This is a genomic window from Dyadobacter diqingensis (assembly GCF_024220585.1).
In the GTDB taxonomy this organism is placed as follows: Bacteria; Bacteroidota; Bacteroidia; order Cytophagales; family Spirosomataceae; genus Dyadobacter; species Dyadobacter diqingensis.
The window spans coordinates 252,518-275,870 of record NZ_JAMXKF010000009.1; the positions used below are offsets into that span (position 1 = coordinate 252,518).

Annotated in this window: 19 protein-coding genes; 14 read left to right on the plus strand and 5 right to left on the minus strand. The window is 43.6% G+C overall.

Annotated elements, in window-relative coordinates; genetic code table 11:
• The first annotated feature begins 98 nt into the window (after positions 1 to 98).
• The 10 genes from M1L62_RS22685 (at position 99) to M1L62_RS22730 (ending at position 12,827) form a co-directional block, all read left to right on the plus strand.
• A complete protein-coding gene (locus M1L62_RS22685) occupies positions 99 to 653 on the plus strand; it encodes a hypothetical protein (protein ID WP_254561915.1) in 555 nt (184 codons plus the stop codon).
• Positions 654 to 866: 213 nt separating this feature from the next.
• The gene (locus M1L62_RS22690) at positions 867 to 1,406 is read left to right on the plus strand and encodes a carboxymuconolactone decarboxylase family protein (protein ID WP_254561916.1); all 540 of its coding nucleotides are present in this window, start codon (positions 867 to 869) and stop codon (positions 1,404 to 1,406) included.
• 43 nt (positions 1,407 to 1,449) lie between these two features.
• The gene (locus M1L62_RS22695) at positions 1,450 to 2,010 is read left to right on the plus strand and encodes a carboxymuconolactone decarboxylase family protein (RefSeq protein ID WP_254561917.1); all 561 of its coding nucleotides are present in this window, start codon (positions 1,450 to 1,452) and stop codon (positions 2,008 to 2,010) included.
• 35 nt (positions 2,011 to 2,045) lie between these two features.
• Positions 2,046 to 4,814 carry a TonB-dependent receptor gene (locus M1L62_RS22700; RefSeq protein ID WP_254561918.1) on the plus strand — a complete coding sequence of 923 codons (2,769 nt, stop codon included), beginning with the start codon at positions 2,046 to 2,048 and terminating at the stop codon, positions 4,812 to 4,814.
• The gene (locus M1L62_RS22705; protein WP_254561919.1) at positions 4,811 to 7,078 is read left to right on the plus strand and encodes a CRTAC1 family protein; all 2,268 of its coding nucleotides are present in this window, start codon (positions 4,811 to 4,813) and stop codon (positions 7,076 to 7,078) included. The genes M1L62_RS22700 and M1L62_RS22705 overlap by 4 nt, the downstream gene beginning before the upstream one ends.
• A gap of 5 nt (positions 7,079 to 7,083) precedes the next feature.
• Positions 7,084 to 8,334 carry an MFS transporter gene (locus tag M1L62_RS22710; RefSeq protein WP_254561920.1) on the plus strand — a complete coding sequence of 417 codons (1,251 nt, stop codon included), beginning with the start codon at positions 7,084 to 7,086 and terminating at the stop codon, positions 8,332 to 8,334.
• Between the two features lie 87 nt (positions 8,335 to 8,421).
• The gene (locus M1L62_RS22715; protein ID WP_254561921.1) at positions 8,422 to 9,573 is read left to right on the plus strand and encodes a DUF3179 domain-containing (seleno)protein; all 1,152 of its coding nucleotides are present in this window, start codon (positions 8,422 to 8,424) and stop codon (positions 9,571 to 9,573) included.
• Positions 9,574 to 9,674: 101 nt separating this feature from the next.
• Complete coding sequence (locus M1L62_RS22720; RefSeq protein ID WP_254561922.1) at positions 9,675 to 10,244, plus strand: carboxymuconolactone decarboxylase family protein; 570 nt, start codon at positions 9,675 to 9,677, stop codon at positions 10,242 to 10,244.
• 99 nt (positions 10,245 to 10,343) lie between these two features.
• The gene (locus tag M1L62_RS22725; protein ID WP_254561923.1) at positions 10,344 to 11,342 is read left to right on the plus strand and encodes an NAD-dependent epimerase/dehydratase family protein; all 999 of its coding nucleotides are present in this window, start codon (positions 10,344 to 10,346) and stop codon (positions 11,340 to 11,342) included.
• 78 nt (positions 11,343 to 11,420) lie between these two features.
• Positions 11,421 to 12,827 (plus strand): tetratricopeptide repeat protein, encoded by a 1,407-nt coding sequence (locus M1L62_RS22730; protein WP_254561924.1) that lies wholly within the window; start codon positions 11,421 to 11,423, stop codon positions 12,825 to 12,827.
• A gap of 38 nt (positions 12,828 to 12,865) precedes the next feature.
• Here M1L62_RS22730 and M1L62_RS22735 read toward each other — a convergent pair whose 3' ends face one another.
• Positions 12,866 to 13,864 (minus strand): glycosyltransferase family 9 protein, encoded by a 999-nt coding sequence (locus tag M1L62_RS22735; protein ID WP_254561925.1) that lies wholly within the window; start codon positions 13,862 to 13,864, stop codon positions 12,866 to 12,868.
• Between the two features lie 185 nt (positions 13,865 to 14,049).
• On the opposite strand from M1L62_RS22735, the gene M1L62_RS22740 reads away from it, so the two are divergent.
• On the plus strand, positions 14,050 to 15,339 hold the full coding sequence (locus M1L62_RS22740) for a M16 family metallopeptidase (RefSeq protein WP_254561926.1): 1,290 nt from the start codon (positions 14,050 to 14,052) through the stop codon (positions 15,337 to 15,339).
• 1,337 nt (positions 15,340 to 16,676) lie between these two features.
• Positions 16,677 to 17,597, plus strand: coding sequence for a glycoside hydrolase family protein (locus tag M1L62_RS22745; RefSeq protein WP_254561927.1), 921 nt, complete (start codon positions 16,677 to 16,679; stop codon positions 17,595 to 17,597).
• 25 nt (positions 17,598 to 17,622) lie between these two features.
• Here M1L62_RS22745 and M1L62_RS22750 read toward each other — a convergent pair whose 3' ends face one another.
• Positions 17,623 to 17,943, minus strand: a complete 321-nt coding sequence (locus M1L62_RS22750) for a hypothetical protein (protein ID WP_254561928.1) — start codon at positions 17,941 to 17,943, stop codon at positions 17,623 to 17,625.
• Between the two features lie 74 nt (positions 17,944 to 18,017).
• Entirely contained in the window at positions 18,018 to 19,262 is a 1,245-nt protein-coding gene (locus M1L62_RS22755; protein WP_254561929.1) for a M16 family metallopeptidase, read from the minus strand.
• Positions 19,263 to 19,408: 146 nt separating this feature from the next.
• Here M1L62_RS22755 and M1L62_RS22760 point away from each other — a divergent pair, with 146 nt between their 5' ends.
• The gene (locus M1L62_RS22760) at positions 19,409 to 20,527 is read left to right on the plus strand and encodes a tetratricopeptide repeat protein (protein ID WP_254561930.1); all 1,119 of its coding nucleotides are present in this window, start codon (positions 19,409 to 19,411) and stop codon (positions 20,525 to 20,527) included.
• Between the two features lie 92 nt (positions 20,528 to 20,619).
• Here the strand turns inward: M1L62_RS22760 and M1L62_RS22765 are convergent, their stop codons facing one another.
• Positions 20,620 to 21,765, minus strand: coding sequence for an amidohydrolase family protein (locus M1L62_RS22765; RefSeq protein WP_254561931.1), 1,146 nt, complete (start codon positions 21,763 to 21,765; stop codon positions 20,620 to 20,622).
• Between the two features lie 87 nt (positions 21,766 to 21,852).
• The gene (gene ispF / locus M1L62_RS22770) at positions 21,853 to 22,344 is read right to left on the minus strand and encodes a 2-C-methyl-D-erythritol 2,4-cyclodiphosphate synthase (protein ID WP_254561932.1); all 492 of its coding nucleotides are present in this window, start codon (positions 22,342 to 22,344) and stop codon (positions 21,853 to 21,855) included.
• Between the two features lie 509 nt (positions 22,345 to 22,853).
• On the opposite strand from ispF, the gene M1L62_RS22775 reads away from it, so the two are divergent.
• Positions 22,854 to 23,324: a Dps family protein gene (locus M1L62_RS22775; RefSeq protein ID WP_254561933.1), complete on the plus strand. Its 471-nt coding sequence runs from the start codon at positions 22,854 to 22,856 to the stop codon at positions 23,322 to 23,324.
• Positions 23,325 to 23,353 lie beyond the last annotated feature (29 nt).

Sequence of the window (23,353 nt, forward strand, 5' to 3'; positions counted from 1 at the left end):
ATTTATTTAGCGCGATTTCTGATCTGACAGCCACTTGCAAATTCTATGGATTTTGATATATTTGTACAATTGTAAGTAATAATTTTACTTTTATAACCTTGGGCCGGATTCTATCCATATTGCTTTGCGGGCTTTTGCTATACAACATGATGGGCTACTCGGTGGTTTATCTGTTTGAGGAAAAGTATGCTATAAGCGCTGGAAATGAAGACTATATAGAACGGCATCCCTACTCCAAAGACATTGTGATCAAGGTTCCGGTGTCGATTCCATATCAGACCAATTGGGATAATCCTGAACCCGCGGAAGGCAAAATCCAGCATGACGGTGAGTATTACCAGATGAAATCCAAACAGCTGATAAACGACACGATGTATGTCCACTGCGAATTTGATCAGAACGCACGCGACAGGTTTATGACGCTGGTGTCACATATTAATGATGAAATTGCCGGAAGTAATGCCGATACGCATAAAAAATTACCATCAACAATTCTAAAAAGTTTCCTTAAGGATTATATGACTTCCACCCGGAAACATATTTTCTATGTCATGGAATGGTCGGCTCCGGCGGCGGTTGTCGCGGATCAGTATCATTTCACTGCGCAAAAATCTTCTCTTAGCATTCCTTCGCCACCACCCGATCTGGCTTAATTTCCTTTTTCTCATACAATCAAGACCGATCCGTTTACAGATTGTGAATAAGCGGTATTGTTGCTGTTTATCAATTTACAATCATTGCTGAACAGCTTTTGAGAAAAGGTTTTAATGATGTAACTGTTTTATTTTGAGTTAATTGTCGTAGTTTTTTAGCTGCGGTAATTCAATCGTTGGTCGTTTACAGACTGACTAATTTTGCATTCTCAAATGGCACATATAGCCTTACCAAACGAAGAACTTCCTGGTATTGTAGGATTGTTCGGTTTCAAATCTGAAACGGCAAAACCGCTTTGCGCGCTTGCGGAAGTACTTTTACGTGGACCGTCTTCCTTAACCAGCGGAGAGCGTGAGCTGATAGCATCTTACGTATCGAACCTTAATAACTGCCATTTCTGTCATACCTCACACGGTGCGGCGGCTATGGCTCATTTATCCTGCGATGTAAATCTGCTGGATGATATCAAACAGGATTTTATCCAGATCCCTGTTTCACCAAAATTACGTACACTATTAAACATTGCTGCAAAAGTGCAGAAAGGCGGAAAGCATGTATCGGAAGAAGATGTGGCCGCGGCCCGTGCAGAAGGGGCTACTGACCAGGAAATCCACGATACCGTATTAATAGCGGCTGCTTTTTGTATGTTCAATCGCTACGTTGATGGGCTCGGAACATGGGCGCCAAAGGAAAACGAAGCCTATCGCGAAATGGGTGAGCGCATGGCTTTCGTAGGTTACAACCGATATTGATTTACTCAGCTTGCAGAACATTTAACATAAAATAATAATAACGATGCCTCATATTCCCTTGCCATCACATTTGCCGGGTATCACAGGTTTACTGGAATACAGGCAGGATACGGCCGCCCCGATTCGCGAACTTACCCAGCTATTGCTGCGGGGAGATTCGACGCTTAGTCAGGGCGAACGGGAATTGATCGCAACGGTGGTTTCCTTTAATAATGAATGCATTTTTTGCACCACGGCACATACAGCGGCCGCCGATCTGCTTTTGGGAGAGTCAGAAACTTGTGAAATGGTGAAGCAGGATATTGATACGGCGCCGGTCAGCAGCAAAATGAAAACGCTGTTGAAAATTGCCAAACTGGTCCAGAAAAGCGGAAAAGAGGTTACTCCTGAGGCTGTTGCAGCCGCCAAAGCGGAAGGTGCAACAGACGAGGAAATTCATGATACGGTATTAATTGCTGCATTGTTTTGTCTGTACAATCGCTATGTGGACGGACTGGCCAGCGTAACGCCAACAAACCCCGAGTTCTACGAATATTTGGGCGAAAGGATTGTCAATCATGGATATAACCGCTTGCCGCAAGGCTATGAACACTTGAAAAAATAATAAATTATCACCCAGCATACTCACCCGGCAACTTTATGAAGAGAAACCTTTACCTGAACGTATTTATTCTGATCCTGTCATTCATTTCTATGGCAAATGCCCAAACCATTAAAATTTCCGGACTTATCCAGGATTCGGAAACCAGACAACCGCTGGCGGGAGCTTCGGTTGTGGTGAAGGGAAATATTGCCGGAACGATAACAGATGCAACAGGAAAATTTGAAATAACAACGACTGCGTCATCTTCCATAGTGATTTCTCTGGTGGGATATGAACGTCAGGAATTCAAAGTCAATAACCAGTCTTCGGTGACGATTGCGTTGAAATCGTCGGCGGAAGAACTTGATCAGGTGGTGATTTCAGCGTCGAGGGTTGAAGAAAATATACTACGGTCGCCGGTGAGTATTGAAAAAATGGATTTGAGGGGTATTCAGCAAACACCTTCAGCGAATTTCTATGACGGACTGGTGAACATGAAATCTCTGGATATGGTTACGAGCAGCCTTACATACAAGCAGATCAATACCCGCGGATTTAACACAACGGGTAACGGCCGCTTTTTGCAGCTGGTGGACGGCGTAGATAACCAGCCCGCAGGTTTAGGTTTCGCGATGGGAAATTTATTTGGCCCGCATGATATCGATGTTGAAAGCGTCGAGCTGATTCCGGGCGCTGCTTCGGCACTTTATGGCCCGGTGGCATTCAACGGCATGTTATACACACGCACGAAGAACCCTTTCGAATATCAGGGTTTAAGTGTTCAGACAAAATTTGGAGTGAATCACCTCAGCGACGGAACAGGCCTTGGAGCCAAGCCGATGTATGACGTGGCACTTCGTTACGCCAAGTCGTTTAATAACCGTCTGGCTTTTAAGGTTAATGCATCTTATCTCAAAGGTACCGACTGGTATGCTAATGATTACACCGATATCGACCCTAACACACCTGTTGAAAACAGAGGGCCTAATAACCCTGGTAAAAACTCTTTGAACATTTATGGCGACGAAGTGGCGCAAAGTCTGGTGGGCATCGGTCGCGTATCGAGAACGGGTTATGAAGAAAAAGACCTCGCTACCTATGGTGTTTACAGCCTGAAACTGAATGGCGCTCTGCATTATCGTATCACCGATAAAATTGAAGCCATTTATCAGGGGAATTTTAACCAGGGAACGGCACAATACACAGGTAGTAACAGGTTTGTGATCAATGATTTTAAGCTGATACAACACCGGCTGGAATTAAAAGGAAGTAATTTTTATATCCGGGCTTATTCCAATAAAGAATTGTCAACCAATTCTTACAACACGCGGGCATTAGGGCAGCAGATCAACCGTACCTGGGTTCAGGATCTGAATGGTGCCACTGTGACGCCGGATAAAGCTGATGCAACCTGGTTTACAAGATACGCCGCTGCTTTTAACGGAACAGTAAACGGTGTTACGCCAAAGGATAACAATGCCGCACGTGCCTTTGCTGACAGGGGAAGAGTATTACCTGGCAGTGCTGAATTTGACAATGCAAAAGACAGACTGATAAAAACCAGAGGTTTGGCAGGAGCGGGGATATTGAGCGAATGTAAATTGCAGCACATCGAAGGGATGTACGATTTCAGCTCTTTTCTGAAAGTTTTCAATTTACAGGTGGGAGGAAATTACAGGAAATATTTTCTGAATACGGGCGGTACTTTGTTTGACGATAAGGACAAAAACCTGACCAATTACGAGTACGGCGCATTTGCACAGGCGTCCAAATCCTTGTTGAAAGATCATCTGAAGCTGACGTTATCAGGACGTTATGATAAAAACCAAAATTTCGAAGGACGGTTTACCCCACGTGCTTCGGCCGTGTATTCTGTTGGAGACCATAATTTCAGAGCTTCATACCAAACCGGTTTCCGTAACCCGACGATCAGTGATCAGTATATCAAATTAAATGTTGGCCCCATCATCATTTTGGGAGGTGCTCCATCGAACACGGTGGGACTGAATGCCTATGAAAATTCATTTACAGCGGCATCAGTATCTGCTTTTGGAGCGGCCTTCGGAAAGGAAGTGCAGCAGGGTACACCTTTTCCACAGGCTATTGCCAATAACAAGGACAAGCTGGTGAAGTCTAATGTCCCTTTTATCAAAGCGGAAAAAGTAAAAAGTTATGAGGTAGGTTATAAGGGTTTGTTTGGCAAAAAACTGCTGGTTGATTTGAACTATTATTATAGCCAGTACACGGATTTTATTATCAGCACAGTGGTTATTCGGCCTAATTCCGATGTTTTGCTGGCAGACGGATCGATAAATGTAGCGGCGGCGGGAGATATTCCTGCGGGTAAAATTCAGGCATTTCAGTTGTATACCAATGCCGCGGATAAAGTGTCGATTCAGGGTGTAAGTGCAGGTCTGACTTATTCTTTCCCTAAATCTTATCGCGTTAATGCCAACGGGACCTGGGCCAGTTTTAATATTCTGGATGCAAATCCTAATAATATCCCTGCGTTTAATACGCCGAAATGGAAAACAAACCTGGTGTTGAGCAATTCGAGATTGACTGAAAACTTAGGTTTTAGCGTGGCTTGGCACTGGCAGAGTTCTTTTGACTGGTATGGCAGTTTTACAGAATTACGCCCTGGCAAAATAAACGCCTACAACTTGTTGGATGCTCAGGTTAGTTATAAGATTCCGTCTTTAAAAACGACTGTGAAGCTGGGTGCAGCAAACCTGACGAACAAGTATATCATGCAGGCCTATGGTTCACCATCTGTGGGTGGGTTGTATTATGTGAGTTTGAATTTTGATCAGATGTTCAGATGAAAACGACAAACAAAGCCAGTCAAGTGCTGATTTTTATCGGTTCAGGAAAAGTATTCCTGATCGCTTTTTGCATGTTCCTGTTTTCATGTGGGCATGAAAAGGAAAATGAGGAAAAAATGATTTCGGTTTTAAATGAGATTAACAATAACAACTTCAATAAGTTAAATCCATTTTGTCCGGAAGCAGAGCTGGCTTTTTATGCCTCAGTTAATAGTAATAACATTGATGCATACAGAGGTTTTGTAATGAAGCATCAATCCGCGATTGCGTATCTTAAAATGGGTGAAGAGCAAAAAGCGGTTGATATCCTTGAAAAGATTGTGCCTTTGGCAGAGTATCAGTTTACTACCTATGCTGAATTAGTGAAAGGGAGTCTGGGGATAGCAAACATGCGTCTTGGTGAACGTCAGAATTGTGTAAGAAACCACACCAGCGAATCATGCCTGATACCTATTGTTAATACGGGTATTCATACGATCAGAACGGGATCAAACCGTGCGATTGAGGTTTATTCAAATATACTTAAAAAGAACCCGGAGGATTATGAAGCGCGCTGGCTGCTGAATATTGCCTATATGACTTTGGGAGAATATCCCGCAAATGTTCCTTCAAAATGGCTGATTGAAGGATTGAATCAGGATCCGACCGATATCAGTATCAAACCTTTTGAAGATATCGCTCCGCAGCTTGGATTGAACAAACGCAACAGGGCCGGAGGTGTTGTGATTGAAGATTTAAATAATGACGGTCACTACGATATCGTAACATCCGACTGGGGTTTGGATGGAAGCATGCATTATTTCAAAGGAAATGGAGACGGAACATTCACAGATATTTCCGCGAAGTCGGGACTTGAACGTTTCAAAGGCGGTCTGAACATGATCCAGGCAGATTATAACAATGACGGTTTTATTGATATTCTGGTTTTACGGGGCGCCTGGATGGCGGGTGATTTTGGAAAACAACCCAATTCCTTATTCAGAAACAACGGAGACGATACTTTCACGGATGTAACAATTCAAAGTGGTTTGTTTTCTCTGCATCCAACCCAGGCGGGTGTGTGGAGGGATTTTAATAATGACGGCTGGCTGGATTTATTTATTGGAAATGAATCTGCAAAAGGCGGCGAACAGCACGGGTGTGAATTATATTTGAGCGATAGAAACGGTAAGTTTACAGACGTAGGACTAGAAGCCGGCTGTGATGTAAACGCCTTTATTAAAGGAGTGGCCGCAGCGGATTATAACAATGACGGCTTTCAGGATATTTTTATTTCCACGATGTCAGGATACAAAGTCCTCTTGAAGAATAAAGGTGTTGTGAATGGAAAACTGAAATTTGAAGATGTAAGCGAAATCTCCGGTGTCGGAAACATTGGCGCATCGACTTTTCCTACCTGGTTTTGGGATTATGACAACGATGGTTGGCAGGATATCTTCGTTTGCGGTTATCAAATGGATAAAACACTTGCTTATTCTGTGGCGACCGATGCTTTGGGAATTCCTAACAAATCAAGCAAAATGTATTTGTATCGGAATAACCATGACGGCACCTTTAAAAATGTTTCAGAGGAAGCGGGATTAAATCACAGTGTTTTTGCAATGGGTTCAAATTTCGGGGATATCGATAACGATGGTTATCTGGATATGTACCTCGGTACCGGAAATCCGGATTACACGTCGCTTATTCCCAACAAACTTTACAAGAATATTGACGGCAAGCGGTTTGCTGATGTCACCATTTCAGGAAGAGTCGGGAATCTTCAAAAGGGACATGGCGTGGCTTTTTCCGATATGGACAACGACGGCGATCAGGATATTTTCATTGAAGTCGGTGGTGCTTACAAGGGTGATGCCTACAACAATTCTTTGTATATGAATCCCGGGCAAAATGCCAATAACTGGATAAAACTGGCACTGGAAGGAACAAAAAGCAATCGGTCGGCGATCGGTGCTAAAATCAAAATCAGTTTTAAGGAAAATGGTGTAAGCAGGGCTGTTTACCGTGACCTGAATTCTGGCGGAAGTTTTGGCGCATCACCTTTGAGAAGAGAAATTGGTATCGGCAAAGCCGCTATAATTGATGAAATAGCAGTCACATGGGTTGGAGAAAAACAGCCGGAAATATTTAGAAATGTAAAGCCGAATCAGTTGTATAAAATTACAGAAGGAGAAAAAACTTTGGAGCCGGTCAAGCTGAAAAAATTTGCTTACAAGGCTTTAAATACTTCGATTCCTGTTTGTGATACCCCCAAAATCTTATAGGCCGAATGGATACGCTGAACGAAACTTTTCTGATTGAAACAGTAGCCACACGAAAATGGCTTGTGTTTTCGCTTTGCATGATCGCCTATATTTTCAGCGGTACAGTATCTACCCTGATGTCGGTTTACTTGCCGGTTGCTATCCCTGATCTGATGCACAGAGAAGTTTCGGAAGCTGAACTTGGGGAGATCGGTGCCTTTGTTAATGCGACATTTTTATACGGCTGGATGTTCGGTGGATTATTTTTTGGCGTGGTCAGTGATCAGATTGGAAGAACAAAAACCCTGGCATTAACAACGGGACTCTATGGCGTTGCCACCTGTCTTGTTGTGATTGTACCCAACTGGTATTCGCTCATGGGGCTGAGGTTTGTAACAGGTATGGGTGTCGGCGGTGTACTGCTGGTATCGACCGTTTATATCTCAGAGATCTGGGAAAAACGTACAAGACCTGTGATGCTTGGTGTGCTGGCGGTGTCTTTTCCAATCGGTATTGTAGCCACAGGAAGTTTGAATATACTTTTTGCTGAATGGCGTCCCGCTTTCGGGCTGGGGATTATACCGGTTGTTGTAGCGCTGCTGATATTGTTTTTGACACCTGAATCCAATTCGTGGCAGCTGACGAAGACTCAGCTCGTACTTGAACCGGAAAATATTTTTGATGAAAGAAACCGTCCGAACCTTATAGCCGGATCGATCATTTTCGGCTCAGTATTGATAGGACTCTGGGGTATATTTTCCTGGCTGCCTACCTGGGTGCAGTCGCTTTTAGCTGCCGGCGAGGACGGTCAGAAACAAAGAGGCCTTACAATGGTGTTGCTTGGACTTGGCGGAATAACAGGAGGAATTCTTTCCGGTTTTCTGATCCGAAACTTCGGGAGCAAAAAAACGCTGATGTTTACTTTTTCCGGTTGCATTGTGATGTGCGGGCTGTTATTTATAACCAATCACACATTCGGCAACATCATTTATCTCGAAACGGCCGCGCTTTCGCTTTGCTTTGGAATAAGCCAGGGGGCGTTATCAAGTTACATTCCTGAACTGTTTCCGGTAGTGATCCGGGCTACGGCCACAGGCTTTTGTTTCAATATTGGCCGTTTTTTTACTGCTACTGCTGTTTTTTTTATCGGGGCATTGGTTACAATCCTCGGTGGTTTTGGCAATGCCCTGATGGTTTTTTCGATACCATTTCTGGTTGCCCTTACTGCCGCCTGGCTGAGCAAAGATCCTGATACGAATATAAAGAACTTATCATAGGTTAATTAATTCAAGCAAACGGGCTTGTCATTTGACGAGTCCGTTTCTCTAAATTACATAAACTTATGAATATCAACATGATTTCCGATGAAGAAACTGTTTTACCTCGGTGTTATTGGTCTTATTTTATTTGAAATAGCCAAAGTATATTTTATCATGCCCATGCCCGGCGCAAGCCAGCATGTGAACAGCATCGATCTCGCCTATTTCCTGCATAATCAGCGCTGGATTTTTCGGGGCTTATTTGCACTGTTAATGCTCGCAGGTCTTGCTGCTGCTTTTAAAACCAATAAAAAGTGGCTGCCTGTGCTGATGCTCTTATTGGCCGGCGCGATAACTTATGGTACCAATTTTGAAATGGCTGCTGACACCATGTTTTACCAGCCTAAAACTTTGCTGCTGAAAAACGTTAAAGAAAACAAAGTGGATAAGGAACGCCTTGTAATCGGTGTTGAGGAAAATGGGGAGGCCAAAGCGTATCCGATCCAGTATATCGGCTATCACCATCAGGTTCAGGACAGGCTTAATGGCAAACCTATCATCGTTACTTATTGCACCGTTTGCAGGACCGGGAGGGTTTTTGAGCCGGTTGTAAACAACAAACCCGAGTTTTTCAGGCTTGTTGGTATGGATCATTTCAATGCCATGTTTGAGGATGGAACGACGCATAGCTGGTGGCGGCAGGCCAATGGTGAAGCTATTGCAGGTCCCTTAAAAGGACAAACTTTACCGGAAGTACACAGCACCCAGACTTCATTGGGAGCATGGCTCAAATTACATCCTAACACGTTGATCATGCAGCCGGATCCGGAGTTTCAGATGAAATATGATTCGATGAGCAAATATGAAAGTGGAAAAGGCAAATCCAAGCTTACCGGAACAGATTCTATTTCATGGAAAGAAAAATCATGGGTGGTTGGGATCCAGGTTGATAAGCAGAGTAAAGCTTTTGACTGGAATCGTTTGAAAAAGGAACGGGTTATTAACAGCGAGATTGGCGGCAGGCCGACTGTGTTGGTTTTGGCGACGGACAACAAAAGTTTTTTTGCTTTCATCAGACCGTCGAATGCTGAAATTTTTTCAATTAAAAACGACACAATTTTCAGCGATAAAAAACAATATAATTTGCTTGGGAAAAGTCTTTCAACAGGACCGGAAGGGCACCTCACACCAATAAATGCTTATCAGGAATTCTGGCACAGCTGGCAGACTTTCCATCCCGATACAGAAAGATATTAAGGAGACGAAAGGTTATTAGCCATAATTTTTGCTCCCGGTGACGGCTGTTTAATGCGTGACAGCCGTCGCTTTCAACGCTCAACTTTATACTTCTAACTGCAATGGCTTACATCCAAATCCCTGAAGAAAACCAGCTTCCCGGAATTCGCGGCCTTATGGCATTTAGGCCTGAAACAGCGAAACCATTGAACGACCTGGCCGAAGCATTGTTGCGAACGACCGATAACGACTTGTCCAGAGGAGACCGGGAGCTGATCGCCACCTATGTTTCTTATCTTAACGACTGTCTTTTTTGTCAAAGCGTGCACGGAGCTGCGGCGCAGTGTTATCTGGGCGACGATGGCTCGTTGATTGGGGAAATAAAGCAGGATTTTAACAAAGCCTCGGTTTCGGAAAAAATGAAAACTTTGTTGTCGATAGCCGGAAGTGTTCAGAAGGGTGGTAAATATGTAACGACACAGCAGATTGAAAAAGCGAAAAGTGAAGGCGCAACAGATTCAGAAATTCATGATACTGTGTTAATTGCCGCAGCTTTTTGTATGTTTAACCGATACGTTGATGGCTTGGGAACATGGGCTGCGTCCGATCCCGAAAGTTATATTCCACGCGGTTTCCGAATCATGGAGGAAGGATATGCCGGGTATGATCCGATGAAGAGTTTGGGGAAATAGGAAGTTATAACCTGGTGATATTTCAGATAAATGAATGGCGATTATTAACAAGTCATTTTTTCAGGCGAACTTTGGTGATCTACTGTTCGTTCTACCTACATGAAAATCCTTATTACCGGTGCCACAGGTTTAGTTGGAAGTACTGTTGCGAGGCAGTTTCTCGCAGAAAATCATACTGTTTTTGCGCTTTTTCGTCCTGGCTCAGACAGAAGTCTGGTGGCTGATATTGAGAGTAAAATACAATGGATTGAAGGGGATGTGTTGGATATCAGTTCGTTGGAGAAAGCGATTGAAGATGTTGAATATGTAGTGCACACGGCTGCTGTTGTGTCTTTCGTACCCCGCGACCGGAAGATGATGTACAAAGTGAATATGGAAGGGACGGCCAATGTTGTGAACGTTTGCCTGAAATATGAAATAAAAAAACTTTGTCACGTCAGCAGTATTGCCGCACTGGGTCGTCCCGATTCCCGTAAAATCATCGGAGGCCAGGATCTTGTGATTGATGAGGAACAGCGCTGGGAGGAATCTCCGGAAAATTCTGAATACGCAAAATCAAAACATCTGGCGGAGCTGGAAGTATGGCGTGGCATGGCCGAGGGGCTGAATGCGGTGATCGTGAACCCAACGCTTATTTTAGGGGAAGGCGACTGGTCGAAGAGCAGCACCCAGATTTTCCGTTATGTATATCAGGAAAAACCTTTTTATACGGAAGGAATAGCTAATTACGTTGATGTGCAGGACGTCGCCCGGGCGGTTGTAGCGCTGCTGTTTTCTGATATCTCCGGAGAAAGATTTTTGTTGAATGCGGGGAGCATTTCGTATCAATCTTTGTTTAATAATATTGCCGATGCCATGGGTAAAAAGCGGCCTTCGTTTAAAGTTGGTCCGGGTTTGGCAGCAATAATCTGGCGGGTTGAAGCTGTGCGGACCTGGCTGATGGGAACAAAGCCACTTATTACAAAGGAAACGGCACAATCGAGTGCAAGGCGTTTCCGTTATGACAACGGAAAAATAAAAAAAACGATCGGGTTTGAATTTCAGCCTATTGAAAAAACGATCGCTCGTGTGAGTGAAAGTTTGGTAGGCAAGATTTGAATAAACCGGATTTATTTTTAACTTTCTTTTACAATAGTTAGTGGTAAATTTACCCTAAACTCTAACCTACTGATCCGTATGATGGAGAAAAACTTCGGGGAAAGAAAAGATTACATGAAAGAAACACTGCTCAGGTTTGAAAGAATGCTAAAAACCAATGAGTCAGAGTTTTTTGATTTGGATACGTACGAAAAGGTTACAGAGTATTATCTGGAAAAGGGGGATTGGGATAAAGCTTATCAGGCTTGTGAGCTGGGTTTGACAGATTTTCCATATTCCCTGGATTTATTGCTTAGTAAAGTACAGCTTCACGCCAACCGTGGTGAACACGATCTGGCAATGGAAATATTGGAGCGGGCATCTCTTTTTCATCCGGGAGACGTTGAAATTTCTTTCATGCAGGTTGGAATTGCCAATATGATGGGAGAATATGAAGAGGCGATTTCGATTTTGGAAGGCTTGCTGAACAAGGTAGAGGATAAGGATGAAATTTACTTCCAGATAGGTCAGACTTATCAGAATTGGGGTAAATACGATGATGCGATTCTCAACTACAAACTCTCGCTTCGCAACAATCTGAACAACGAAAGTGCTTTATATGAACTGGCGCATTGTCTGGACTTGATCGGGGAACTGGAAAGTCATCTGGCTTATTATCATGAGCTGGTCGACAGAGATCCTTTTTCGCATCATGCCTGGTATAATCTCGGGATTGCATTCAGTAAGCTGGAACGTTTCGAGGATGCCGTAAATGCCTACGAATACGCCACGCTGGTTAAAGACGATTTTGCTTCTGCGTATTTCCAGTTAGGGAATTCGTATATGAGTCTGGAACAATATGAACAGGCAAAAGTACAGTACCTGAGAGCGATTGAGCTTGAAGGCAAGCAAACAGAAACCTGCTGCTGCCTGGGAACCTGTTACGAGAAACTGGGAGAATTTGAAACAGCCATCAAATATTACCGGGAAGCGGTGAAGCTGGATAGCCAGTGGGATGATGGATGGTATGGGCTTGGAATCTGTTTCAGTGAGCTTGGGCGTTGGTATGAGGCCGTTGGTTTTTTAAGAAAGGCAATTCAGATCACGGAATTAAATCCTGATTATTGGCTCGCTTTGGCTGAGACGGAGTTCAGGGTAGGTAATGTGGTTTCGGCTTTTGAAGCTTTTGAAAAAGCCGCGGAAATAGAGCCGTCAAATCCGGATATCTGGCTGAAATGGTCTTTTGTTCTGTTTGAACAGGGCAACTATGCACGTGCCTGCGATCTGTTACAGGCTGCTATCGAGGAAATGCCGGAAGAAGCCGACCTGTATTACCGAATGGCTGTTTATCAGATACACTCAGGAGATTACCGCGAAGCCTTGATAAATCTCGAAGTGGCGCTGACGCTGGATTACGATGCGCATTTGCAGCTTTTTGACTTTTTTCCAGAACTGGAAAAACAGAAAGTGCTTTTCAGAATTATCGAGCAATACCGCGAGAAGTAAAATCTTGCCGTAAAAATATAGGAACAGTTTCTTGAAATCTACTGCGGTAGCACTTCAAGAAACTGTTCCGTTTTTATATCCGTTGCACATTTGAAATGTCCTTCCGGGCATGCTTTATGGCCGTGCAGGCCGCAAGGCCGGCAGGTTAATTTTTCCAGCACTTCAACAATATGTGAATTGTCTGAAAGTGGACCGAAGCCGAACTCCGGTACAGTGGAGCAATAAACAGCTGTGACAGCAGCGTTGACCGCAGAGCTGATATGCATCGGTGCGGAGTCATTCACAAAGTTCATAACCGAGGATTGCATCAATGCCGCAGATTGCAGAAAAGAAAGTTTTCCACACAGGTTATGCACATTTTCCTTTGAAGAAACCTGATTTTGGATTTTATCGGCCAGGTCGCCATCGCTCGGTCCGCCAAGCAGCAGGACGTGATATTGACTGGTCAATTCGTTTATCAGCTTAATCCAGCCCTCGACGGGATATTGTTTTGTAAACCAGACAGAAGCCGGCGCCACACAAATGTAGGGTTTGGACTGATATGGCTTTACAAAATCATAGTCAGTGGACGAAGGATAAAGACGGGGTTTCAGAATTTTGCCGGCAACCTCATTTTTGACCAATTCGTAATTTCGCGTTACTTCATGCACACCGTTTTCAATCTTGTGCGGAAACTTGTTAGTAAAGAGAAATGAAAGCGGGTTTTTATCAAATCCTGTCGTTTTCGGCGCCTTTGAAAAAGCCGTCAGCATACCGGTTCCGGCAAATCGTTGTAAATTAATGACCCAGTCGTATTCCGTTTGCCGGATTTGTTTTAAGAGCTGCCATAGGCTTTTAAACTTACCTTCTTTCTTTTTCCAGATCAGGACCTTGGATAAATAAGGATGATTTTCGAAAAGCCCTTCATTTCCTTTTCTGACGAGAAAGTCGATTTTGGCATCCGGTAAACCCTGATGCAGGTTTTCCAATAAAGCGGTCGCAAGAATTACGTCACCTATAAAAGCAGTTTGAATAACAAGTATGCGCCTGGGAATCATCTTATTGGAATCTGAAATTTATATATTTAATCTTTTTTAGTAATGTGCTGTTTGTTAGTCTATTATCGGTAAGATAGCCGATAGCTAACAGCTGGTAGCCCTAAAAAAAATGTCTTTCAAACAAAAGTCTGTAATTTTGCAGACATCACCGAAAATTATTGACAGGTAATTTGTGTTCATAAGGAATGAAGAGAAATAATATGCGTAAACATGTGAATGCCGAAGCTCCCTCATTAGCGCTTACAGAAGAATATAAGTTACATACCCTGGCTAACGGAATTCGCATTGCACATAAACAGGTTCCTTACACGCAGATTGCGCACGTAGGAATTATGCTTGATATCGGAAGCCGTGATGAACAGCCCCATCAACAAGGTCTGGCTCATTTCTGGGAGCATATGGCTTTTAAAGGAACAGAAAAACGCAGCTCATACCACATCATCAACCGTCTTGAAAATGTGGGTGGTGAACTCAATGCGTATACAACGAAGGAGAAAATCTGTTTTCACGCGTCAGTCCTTGACGATCACTTTGATAAAGCACTGGATTTGCTGGCGGATATCGCTTTCCATTCGGTGTTCCCCGACAAACAGATTGAGCGTGAAAGAAATGTAATCATTGAGGAGATGTCGATGTATAACGACTCTCCGGAAGATGCTATACAGGACGATTTTGACCAACTGGTTTTCGCTAATCATGCCCTCGGCAATAACATTCTCGGAACGCCTGAAACGGTGAATTCATTCGGGCGTGAAGAGCTTTTCCAATTCATCAATGAAAATCTGGATACCGAGCAGATCGTCGTTTCTTCGGTGAGTCGCCTGCCATTTTCCAAAGTGATTCGTATCGCGGAGAAATATCTGGGCAATATTCCACATAAAAAAACAACACGTATCCGTCAGGCTCCGGGGATTTATTCTCCCATTATTCAGGAAAAAGAGCGGTCGATCACCCAGGCGCAGTGTGCGATGGGGCAGCCGGCTTATGCTTTGGCAGATGACAAACGTTTGCCATTTTTCATGCTGGTCAACCTGCTTGGCGGACCTGGGATGAACTCGCGTTTCAACTTGTCGTTACGTGAAAAGTATGGATTTGTTTATTCGATCGAAGCCAATTATACACCTTATCTGGATACCGGATTTTTGGGGATATTTTTTGGAACCGAGCAGAAGCAGCTGGCAAGAAGCATTTCCCTGATTAACAAAGAGCTAAAACGTATCCGTGAAATTCCTTTGACAACTTCACAGTTGCACCAGACGAAAGTGCAATTGATGGGGCAGCTTGCAATGTCAGAAGAAAGTAACATGAGCTTTATGCTTATGATGGCTAAAAGTCTGCTGGATACCGGTCGGGTTGACTCATTGCCGGAAATCTTTACAGAAATTCAGGCGATAACATCCGAGCAATTGCAAACCATTGCCCAGGAAATGTTTAATCCCGAGAATTTTAGTTACCTGACTTTTATACCCGAATAATTCCGGGTTATTGATAATATTGGTTTTAAAAGTCATTCGTTTCGGCGGGTGACTTTTTTTGTTGGTAAAACAAATGGTCGACGGAAAATCAATACCATAGCCCGCACGAAGCGTTCCTATGGAACGCCAGGCCAGGTTCACGACCTTCATAGCTACCCACGAAATCTGCCGATGGCAGAGGTACGAATGGAATTTGTAAGCACGAGCGTTTTATTATGTGATAATTTTTCTGTGATTTTGTGCCTACGGCACATTTCGTGAGTAGCAAGGAGATTGAATAAATCTCACGAAGCGTTCCTATTGGAACGCCATGCCAGGTTCACGACCCTCCTAGCTACCCACGAAATCTGCCGATGGCAGAAGTACGAATAGATTTGTAAGCACGAGCGTTTTATTATGTCATAATTTTTCTGTGGTTTTGTGCCTACGGCACATTTCTTGGGTAGCAAGGTGATTGAATAAATCTCACGAAGCGTTCCTATGGAACGCCATGCCACCTGACGACCTTCGTAGCTACCCACGAAATCTGCCGTAGGCAGAAGTACGAATGAATTTGTAAGCACGAGCGTTTTATTATGTGATAATTTTCCGTGGTTTTGTGCCGACGGCACATTTCTTGGGTAGCAAGGTGATTGAATAAATCTCACGAAACGTTCCAATAGGAACATTTGACGACGGGGGGATTTTCTGAGCTACCTACGAAATCGGCCTATGGCAAAAGTTTGAATTGAATGCGTAAATCATAGCGTTGTATTAATCCAATGATTTCCTTAGCTCGTTTGTGCCTGCGGCACATGTCGTGGGTAGCAAAGTGATTGAATAAATCTCACGAAGCGTTCCTATGCAACGCCAGGTTCACGACCCTGCTAGCTACCCACGAAATCTGCCGATGGCAGAAGTACGAATGGAATTTGTAAGCACGAGCGTTTTATTATGTCATAATTTTCCGTGGTTTTGTGCCGATGACAGAAGTTTGAATTGAATATGTAAATCACTGCGTTGTATTAATCCCACGATTTTCCTCTCTCGTTTGTGCCTACGGCACATTTCGTGGGTAGCAATGCGATGGGAGTAATCCATAGTAAGCGTTCCGATAGGAACGCTTCGTGAATATAGGTTATCGGATCTTTAATGTATGAAACGGGCTTAAAATGGCGATACCCGAAAACCTGTGCACTTTATCGAATCGAAATGCGCCGTAGATTTATTTAAGATCATTTATTTCACGCGCATGGCTAATCATTGACGAGATATCGATAGTCTGAATTGGTAAAAAGCAGGTATTAATTTACAGGCAGTAACTAAGCCGTAGATCAATCCAATATATGCAAACATTCATGATGACAAAAAGATACTATTTTCTGCTTCTGATCGGACTATTGCTTGTCGGATGGATTGCCCCAATCGAAAAAAACGACACTAATGAATTTCCTTCTGAAATTGTAAACTTTATATCTTTTAAAAACAACCCGCTCTTCAAAGGCACCGCCGATACCGCAACCTGGGACGAGCAGATTCGGGAAAGGGGTTTTATTTTAAAAGAAGAGAATAAGTATTACATGTGGTATACAGGTTATACCAAAAAGACTGGCAAACAAATCAAGTATCTGGGACTGGCCACTTCTTCTGATGGGTTGAAATGGACACGTTACCCAAAAAATCCTATCCATAAAACCAATTGGGTTGAAGACGTTTTTGTATTAAAATCTGCCGGAACTTATTACATGTTTGCAGAAAGTAAAGATGATATCGCACGTTTGCTGACTTCGAAAGACCGGATTCATTGGGACGACAAAGGTGCGCTGGACATTCGCTTGAAAAACGGGAATCCGATTTCAAAAGGCCCATTCGGTACCCCGACGGTCTGGAAAGAAGGTGATACCTGGTATTTGTTTTACGAGCGGAACGACGCCGATGTCTGGCTGGCTACTTCGAAAGATTTGAAAACCTGGACAAACGTCCAGGATGAGCCCGTACTGAATGCCGGGCCGGAAGCCTACGACAAATTCGCGGTGGCTTTCAATCAGGTTATCAAACACAAGGGATTGTATTACGCTTATTACCACGCTTCGGCTTTCAAAGACTGGCGGGAATGGACTACGAATGTCGCTGTTTCCAAAGATTTAATTCACTGGAAGAAGTATGAAAACAACCCGATTCTAAAAGAGAATAAATCGAGCGGATTCACAGTGCCCGATGGCAATAAGTTTCGCTTTTACACCATGCACCCCGAAGTGAACGTATATTTTCCAAAATAACGAGAGATATTGGGCACGTGCGAAATTATTTTGCCTTCAAAACCGACTGAACCTGTTCAAAGTCTTTCGTCAGGAATATTTCGTAAAGCGCTTCGATTTCGGTCCAATTGTCAAACTGGGCTTCAATCTCTTCCTCTTCCGGGTCGTTGAAGATGCCAAGGACAGTCAGGTTTTTACGGCTTTCCAGAACGATCTCGCTGTCGCCGACAAATATTCCAACCCAGAAAACGGCGTCTTCGCCCTCAGTTTCTGTTAGTTCTTCAATGGCTGACTGAACGTCTTCAATGGTTACATCATCGAAAGAATCTCCCCAGGAAGTTTGCAGGTATGTTTCAGGTATGGACATGGTTTGGGTTATAGTGAAATGAACGGCGATTGAGGAAGGTGAAAAAATTACCCCAATCGCCGGTTATGATAAATTTAAGCGTTTTCTTCTGCTCTGTAATAAAGCGTTGAGCCATTTTCGGGGCTTAGGATATTCCTTGCCGCTTCATGCAGATCTTCCGATTTCATATTACGGATAATCTCGGCATCGTCATTTGCCCAGTCCACATTACCCGCATTGGCTGCAAATGCCAGGTTCATGGCGCGGTTTAAGAGCTCAACTTCGGAGAACGCCAAAGTTGCCTCGGTTTGATTTTTAACTTTGGTCACCTCGTCATCCGTTGCACCGTTTTTTACGATTTCCTGCAATACTTCTTTCACAGCTTCGTCTGCCTCTTCCAAGGTTATGCCCGGGTTCAGGTTCCCTTTGATCAAAAGAAGTCCCGGATCAAGGGATGACGTCGTACTGGCGCTGATGCTGTTGAAAAGCGGCTTATCTTTCAGCAAAGCCTGATACAGTCGTGATGATTTTCCTCTTCCTAAAATATCACTCAACAAATCCGATGCATAAAACTGATCTTCATAGCGACCGGGCATATGGAAAACCTTGATCAGAGAGTTCAGCGGAACAGCCGCGGAAGTTTCCAGATGACGCGCTTCCGTTTGTTTAGGTTCTTTTGGGATGTTACGGACGTAAGGAGCTCCGGCAGGGATTCCCGCAAACCATTTTTTAGCAAGCTGTTGTATTTGCGCCAGTTTTACTGCACCGGCAACCACCATCACAGCATTGTTCGGGCGATAAAAGCGGAAGAAAAAATCCTGCACATCTTCCATGGTTGCACGTTCGATGTGTTCAATATCCTTTCCGATGGTAGCCCAGCGGTAAGGGTGTTTCTGATATGCCAGCGGTCTTAATTTCAGCCACATATCGCCATAAGGCTGGTTAAGATAGCGCTGTTTGAATTCTTCAATCACCACCTTGCGCTGCACTTCCAGAACGTTGGGATCAAAAGAAAGGCTTAACATGCGGTCAGATTCAAGCCAGAAGGCTGTTTCCACATTATCGGCGGGCAATGTTATGTAATAATTTGTAATGTCTGGGGAGGTGAAAGCATTGTTTTCGCCGCCGACGGTCTGAACGGGAATATCGTAATTCGGGATGTTTTTTGAACCTCCGAACATCAGGTGTTCAAAAAGATGCGCAAAACCGGTGCGCTCTTCATCCTCGTCCCGTGAACCTACATTGTATAAAATATTGACCGCCGCCATTGGGGTCGAAAAGTCTTCGTGAACATATATTTTCAGACCATTGTCCAGCGTAAAGTGCTCGTAGCGAATCATAAGTAACTAAATAAGTGGTTGGTGTCGGTAATTCTCCAAAATAAACAAAACAGGGAGAAACCTGTACGCGGGTTTTATGGTTATAAACAAAGCTAATGCTCAGGTGGGACTCCACCAAACCATTTATATCGTTATCCCAGATAGTCATGAATTTTACTTTGCGGATTTTCTTTTTCATTACATTATTTATTGTGTCGTCAAGGCCGTCTCAGGCGCAGTTACTCAATGACCCTTCCACGCTTAAACTGATTCAAAAGGGGCTTGATCATATCTACAATTACGAATATACCGAAGCGAATTCGGTGCTGCACCAGGTTGAGAAGAAGTATCCAAACCATCCTGTTTCCTACATTCTGGATGCGTTTGTGATGTACTGGCAGTATCTTCCGATTAAGGATAACGCAACCAAGTCGAAAGAATATGTTGGCAAACTGAACCAGTGTCTGGATGCGATCACAAAAAGATATGGCAAGAACAGCACGGATCCGGAAGCTGTTTTTTATACAATCGTTGCACGCGGATACATCGCGATGATGTACAATTACAATGGAGAACTCATGAGCGCGGCGGGAGAGGCAAAAAAAGCGTACAATGCGCTGATCACCGGTTTGAAACTGACTGAGAAAAATCCTGAATTTTATTTTACTTCCGGAATGTATAACTATTATGTGGAGTTATATCCGGAAGACCATGCGATTGTAAAACCGCTGATGATCTTTTTCAAAAACGGAGACAAATCATTGGGATTGAAACAGGTGGATATTGCCACACGCCAGGGGGTGATCACGAAGGCAGAGGCCTGTTTTTATCTTTCGCATATTTATCTTGAACACGAAACCAACTTTGCCAAGGCATTGACTTATACGCAAAAACTGGTCAGCTGGTATCCGCAGAATCAGATTTTTAATATGGTGAACACCGAAACGCTGATTCTCACGGGAAAATTTGATGAAGCTGAAAAAGGCATGAATATGCTGAAAGCTAATACAAAAGGTTTCTATCCGATTGCTTACAATACTTTCCAGGGATTGATTCATGAAAAGGATGCAAAAAATGACAGTGCGGCGCAAAAGTCATACCTGACGGCTTTACGGACTCCGCATGACGATCAGTATACCCGCGAGTATTATGCCATGTCCTACGCAGGTTTGGCGCGTATCGCGAATCGTGCGGGGAACAAAACCAAGGCGAGAGAATATTATAAAAAAGTGCTGGAAAAAGCGGAGTATAAGTCGCTTGTAAAAGAGGCGAAAGCTTTTAAATAATAGTTAATTGTTAATGAAATAGGCTCACAAGATTGTTTTTTGCCAGCTTATTTCATTAACAATTGATCATTTATAATTAACAATTATCTAAATCATTTCGGGAATAAGGATTTGTCCAGTCCGGGAATGATTGTCAGCGCATTTTTATAGTATAGTTTTTTCAATACTTCGTCGGAAAGTCCCATGCCGTACATGCGCCAGAATGCGTGGTACTTTTTGTGATACGGGAAATATTCATCTTCTGTTTCCAGAACGCGGAAGTAAGTGCTGTATTCCGACGGAACCCAGCTATCCTTTCCAAAAAGAACTTTGTCCTGCCATTTGTCAAAAAACTTTTTGGCGGCTCTCGGCTGTCTTCCCAGTTCGGCGATCACGGCTCCGATTTCAACATACATATTTGGAAAAACCGTCATCAGGCTGTCCAGCTTTTTCAGGTTGTTCGGATACCAGCCCATGTGAGCATTGATAAAAATTGTTTTGGGATTGTTTCGGAAAATAGCATGCTGCTCTGCAATCAGTGAGTCGAATGGCACCGGGTCATTTGGGCCGCGGCGACGGCCGGGATGTGTTTTCAGTTCCAGCCAGCGTTCGTTGTAGCGGTCCATCGGATCCCAGAAAGAAGGTACGTCTGCCGTGTGGATGAGCACCGGGATTTTCAGTTCTCCGCATTTTTTCCATACCGGCCCCAAACGTGGATCGCTCACCGCCACCCGGTTTCCTTTGTCATCTTTGATGCCGCTGAAACCAAGACTTTTATAAATTTTAAGGCCTTTTGCACCCATTTTTACATCTTCCTCCAATTGCTTCACGGCCTTTTCTGTCCAGTCTTTATCACCAAAACCTTTGAATTGCAGATTGGTGAAAACCGCGATTCGTTTGGGTTGGTTTTTAGCAATATTTTCGATGGATCCTTTCAGCGTCGCTGTGCCTTCGCTCCATTCTTGCGACCATCCGCGTCCGCTCAGGTTTACCATAATGCCCATGTTGAGGCTATCCATTTGCGCCACAAGATATTTCAAATCCTGGGTTGGCATCTGATACTGGTGATTGTGCACGTCAATAAACGGGAATTTGGCTTTCCGTACTTTATGTTCTTCCACTTTTAAAGTGGATACGGGATCATATTCTTCAAAACCCAGCGGTTCCGTAATGTTCTGGGCTATTGAAAACTGCGATTCCAGGCTGAACAGACCTGCCAGCGATAATGAAAAAAGGAATAAAGGTCGGGTTAATTTCATAGGGAACACATTGATGCGGATTTTACCGCATGGGGTGGAAAACTGGACTTATTGCGGCTTTTGATAACAGGTGTAAAATCGCCTGTGCTAATCACTTTCCGGCCGGTATATCAGGGCTACACAATGTGCAGCGATCCCTTCTTCTCTGCCTACAAAACCGAGATGTTCGGACGTGGTAGCTTTGATGGAAATATCTTCTTCCGAAACATTCATCACCTTACTCAGGCAGATTTTCATTTCCGGAATATGTGGGTTCAATTTTGGTTTTTGCAGGACAATGGTCACGTCAACATTACCGACTTCAAACCCTTTTATGCGGATCATTTCCAAAACTTTGGCAAGCAAAACTTTGCTGTCAACACCTTTCCACTGGGGATCTGTATCGGAGAAATGATAACCGATGTTGCGCATATTGGCGGCACCTAGCAGGGCGTCGCAGAGAACATGGCAGACTACGTCGGCGTCCGAGTGCCCTTTTGCTCCGTGTGTGTGTGGAATTAAGATACCGCCAAGCCAGAACGGCCGGTCTTCTACGAGTTGATGAACGTCATAACCTTGTCCTATTCGAAAGGGAAACATGCGAAATTTGATTAATAAATAGTAACTGCAAGTTGGTGATTGAAATCGTGAAAGACAATAGTGGAAGGGTTTTCTGTATGATTTTCTCAGGGAGTTATGTTCGCTGAAAATGGGCTGGACGGGGTGGGGCCGGTCGGACGGTTTTTTCGACCGTCCGACCGGTACTCAAAACAAATAATCTGTGTTTCAGTGGTTTGTAAATATGCCGGAATCGGGCTGTTTTTTTCTCGTTGAATTGCCACGTTTTTACACAAAAATGTAAACCCGAATGACGATATTGGTGTTGTAAAATAGAGCGTTCCGACGCTTTCACTATATAACATGATCTATCTATCCATTTAATGCAACCGANTTGTAAATATGCCGGAATCGGGCTGTTTTTTTCTCGTTGAATTGCCACGTTTTTACACAAAAATGTAAACCCGAATGACGATATTGGTGTTGTAAAATAGAGCGTTCCGACGCTTTCACTATATAACATGATCTATCTATCCATTTAATGCAACCGAATGAAAACGAACATTGGAATTTCTGACAGTAATACCGAAGCCGTAGCGTTTCAACTTAATAAATTATTGGCGAACGAATTCGTTCTTTATACCAAAACCCGCAACTATCACTGGAATATCGGAGGAATGAATTTCTTTGAACTGCACAAGTTATTTGAAGGGCAATACGAACAATTGCAGGTTATTTTGGACGATATCGCGGAACGTATCCGTGCGATCGGTCACTATTCAGAAGCACGGCTGGTTGATATCCTGAAACTGACTGATTTGCTTGAACCGGAATACACGGTCGAGCCGAAGGAGCAGCTATCTAATCTTTTGAATGACCACGAAACGATTATCCGGATCCTTCGTAATTTGATCACCGAATTTGCCGATACTTACAAAGACCTTGGATCAAGCGATTACGTAACAGGTTTACTGCGTGAGCACGAGAAAATGGCCTGGATGTTACGTGCATTTCTAAAATAGCAAAACCTTATAAAGGTAAAAACCCTTCA

Bases quoted from the DNA above. Each gene is read 5' to 3' on its own strand.
- M1L62_RS22765 (WP_254561931.1), bottom strand. From the start codon at position 21,765: ATGAAATTAACCCGACCTTTATTCCTTTTTTCATTATCGCTGGCAGGT.
- M1L62_RS22745 (WP_254561927.1), top strand. From the start codon at position 16,677: ATGATGACAAAAAGATACTATTTTCTGCTTCTGATCGGACTATTGCTT.
- M1L62_RS22720 (WP_254561922.1), top strand. From the start codon at position 9,675: ATGGCTTACATCCAAATCCCTGAAGAAAACCAGCTTCCCGGAATTCGC.
- M1L62_RS22775 (WP_254561933.1), top strand. From the start codon at position 22,854: ATGAAAACGAACATTGGAATTTCTGACAGTAATACCGAAGCCGTAGCG.
- M1L62_RS22755 (WP_254561929.1), bottom strand. From the start codon at position 19,262: ATGATTCGCTACGAGCACTTTACGCTGGACAATGGTCTGAAAATATAT.
- M1L62_RS22700 (WP_254561918.1), top strand. From the start codon at position 2,046: ATGAAGAGAAACCTTTACCTGAACGTATTTATTCTGATCCTGTCATTC.
- M1L62_RS22760 (WP_254561930.1), top strand. From the start codon at position 19,409: ATGAATTTTACTTTGCGGATTTTCTTTTTCATTACATTATTTATTGTG.
- M1L62_RS22705 (WP_254561919.1), top strand. From the start codon at position 4,811: ATGAAAACGACAAACAAAGCCAGTCAAGTGCTGATTTTTATCGGTTCA.
- M1L62_RS22690 (WP_254561916.1), top strand. From the start codon at position 867: ATGGCACATATAGCCTTACCAAACGAAGAACTTCCTGGTATTGTAGGA.
- M1L62_RS22740 (WP_254561926.1), top strand. From the start codon at position 14,050: ATGAAGAGAAATAATATGCGTAAACATGTGAATGCCGAAGCTCCCTCA.
- M1L62_RS22730 (WP_254561924.1), top strand. From the start codon at position 11,421: ATGATGGAGAAAAACTTCGGGGAAAGAAAAGATTACATGAAAGAAACA.
- M1L62_RS22750 (WP_254561928.1), bottom strand. From the start codon at position 17,943: ATGTCCATACCTGAAACATACCTGCAAACTTCCTGGGGAGATTCTTTC.
- ispF (WP_254561932.1), bottom strand. From the start codon at position 22,344: ATGTTTCCCTTTCGAATAGGACAAGGTTATGACGTTCATCAACTCGTA.
- M1L62_RS22715 (WP_254561921.1), top strand. From the start codon at position 8,422: ATGAAGAAACTGTTTTACCTCGGTGTTATTGGTCTTATTTTATTTGAA.
- M1L62_RS22735 (WP_254561925.1), bottom strand. From the start codon at position 13,864: ATGATTCCCAGGCGCATACTTGTTATTCAAACTGCTTTTATAGGTGAC.
- M1L62_RS22725 (WP_254561923.1), top strand. From the start codon at position 10,344: ATGAAAATCCTTATTACCGGTGCCACAGGTTTAGTTGGAAGTACTGTT.
- M1L62_RS22695 (WP_254561917.1), top strand. From the start codon at position 1,450: ATGCCTCATATTCCCTTGCCATCACATTTGCCGGGTATCACAGGTTTA.
- M1L62_RS22710 (WP_254561920.1), top strand. From the start codon at position 7,084: ATGGATACGCTGAACGAAACTTTTCTGATTGAAACAGTAGCCACACGA.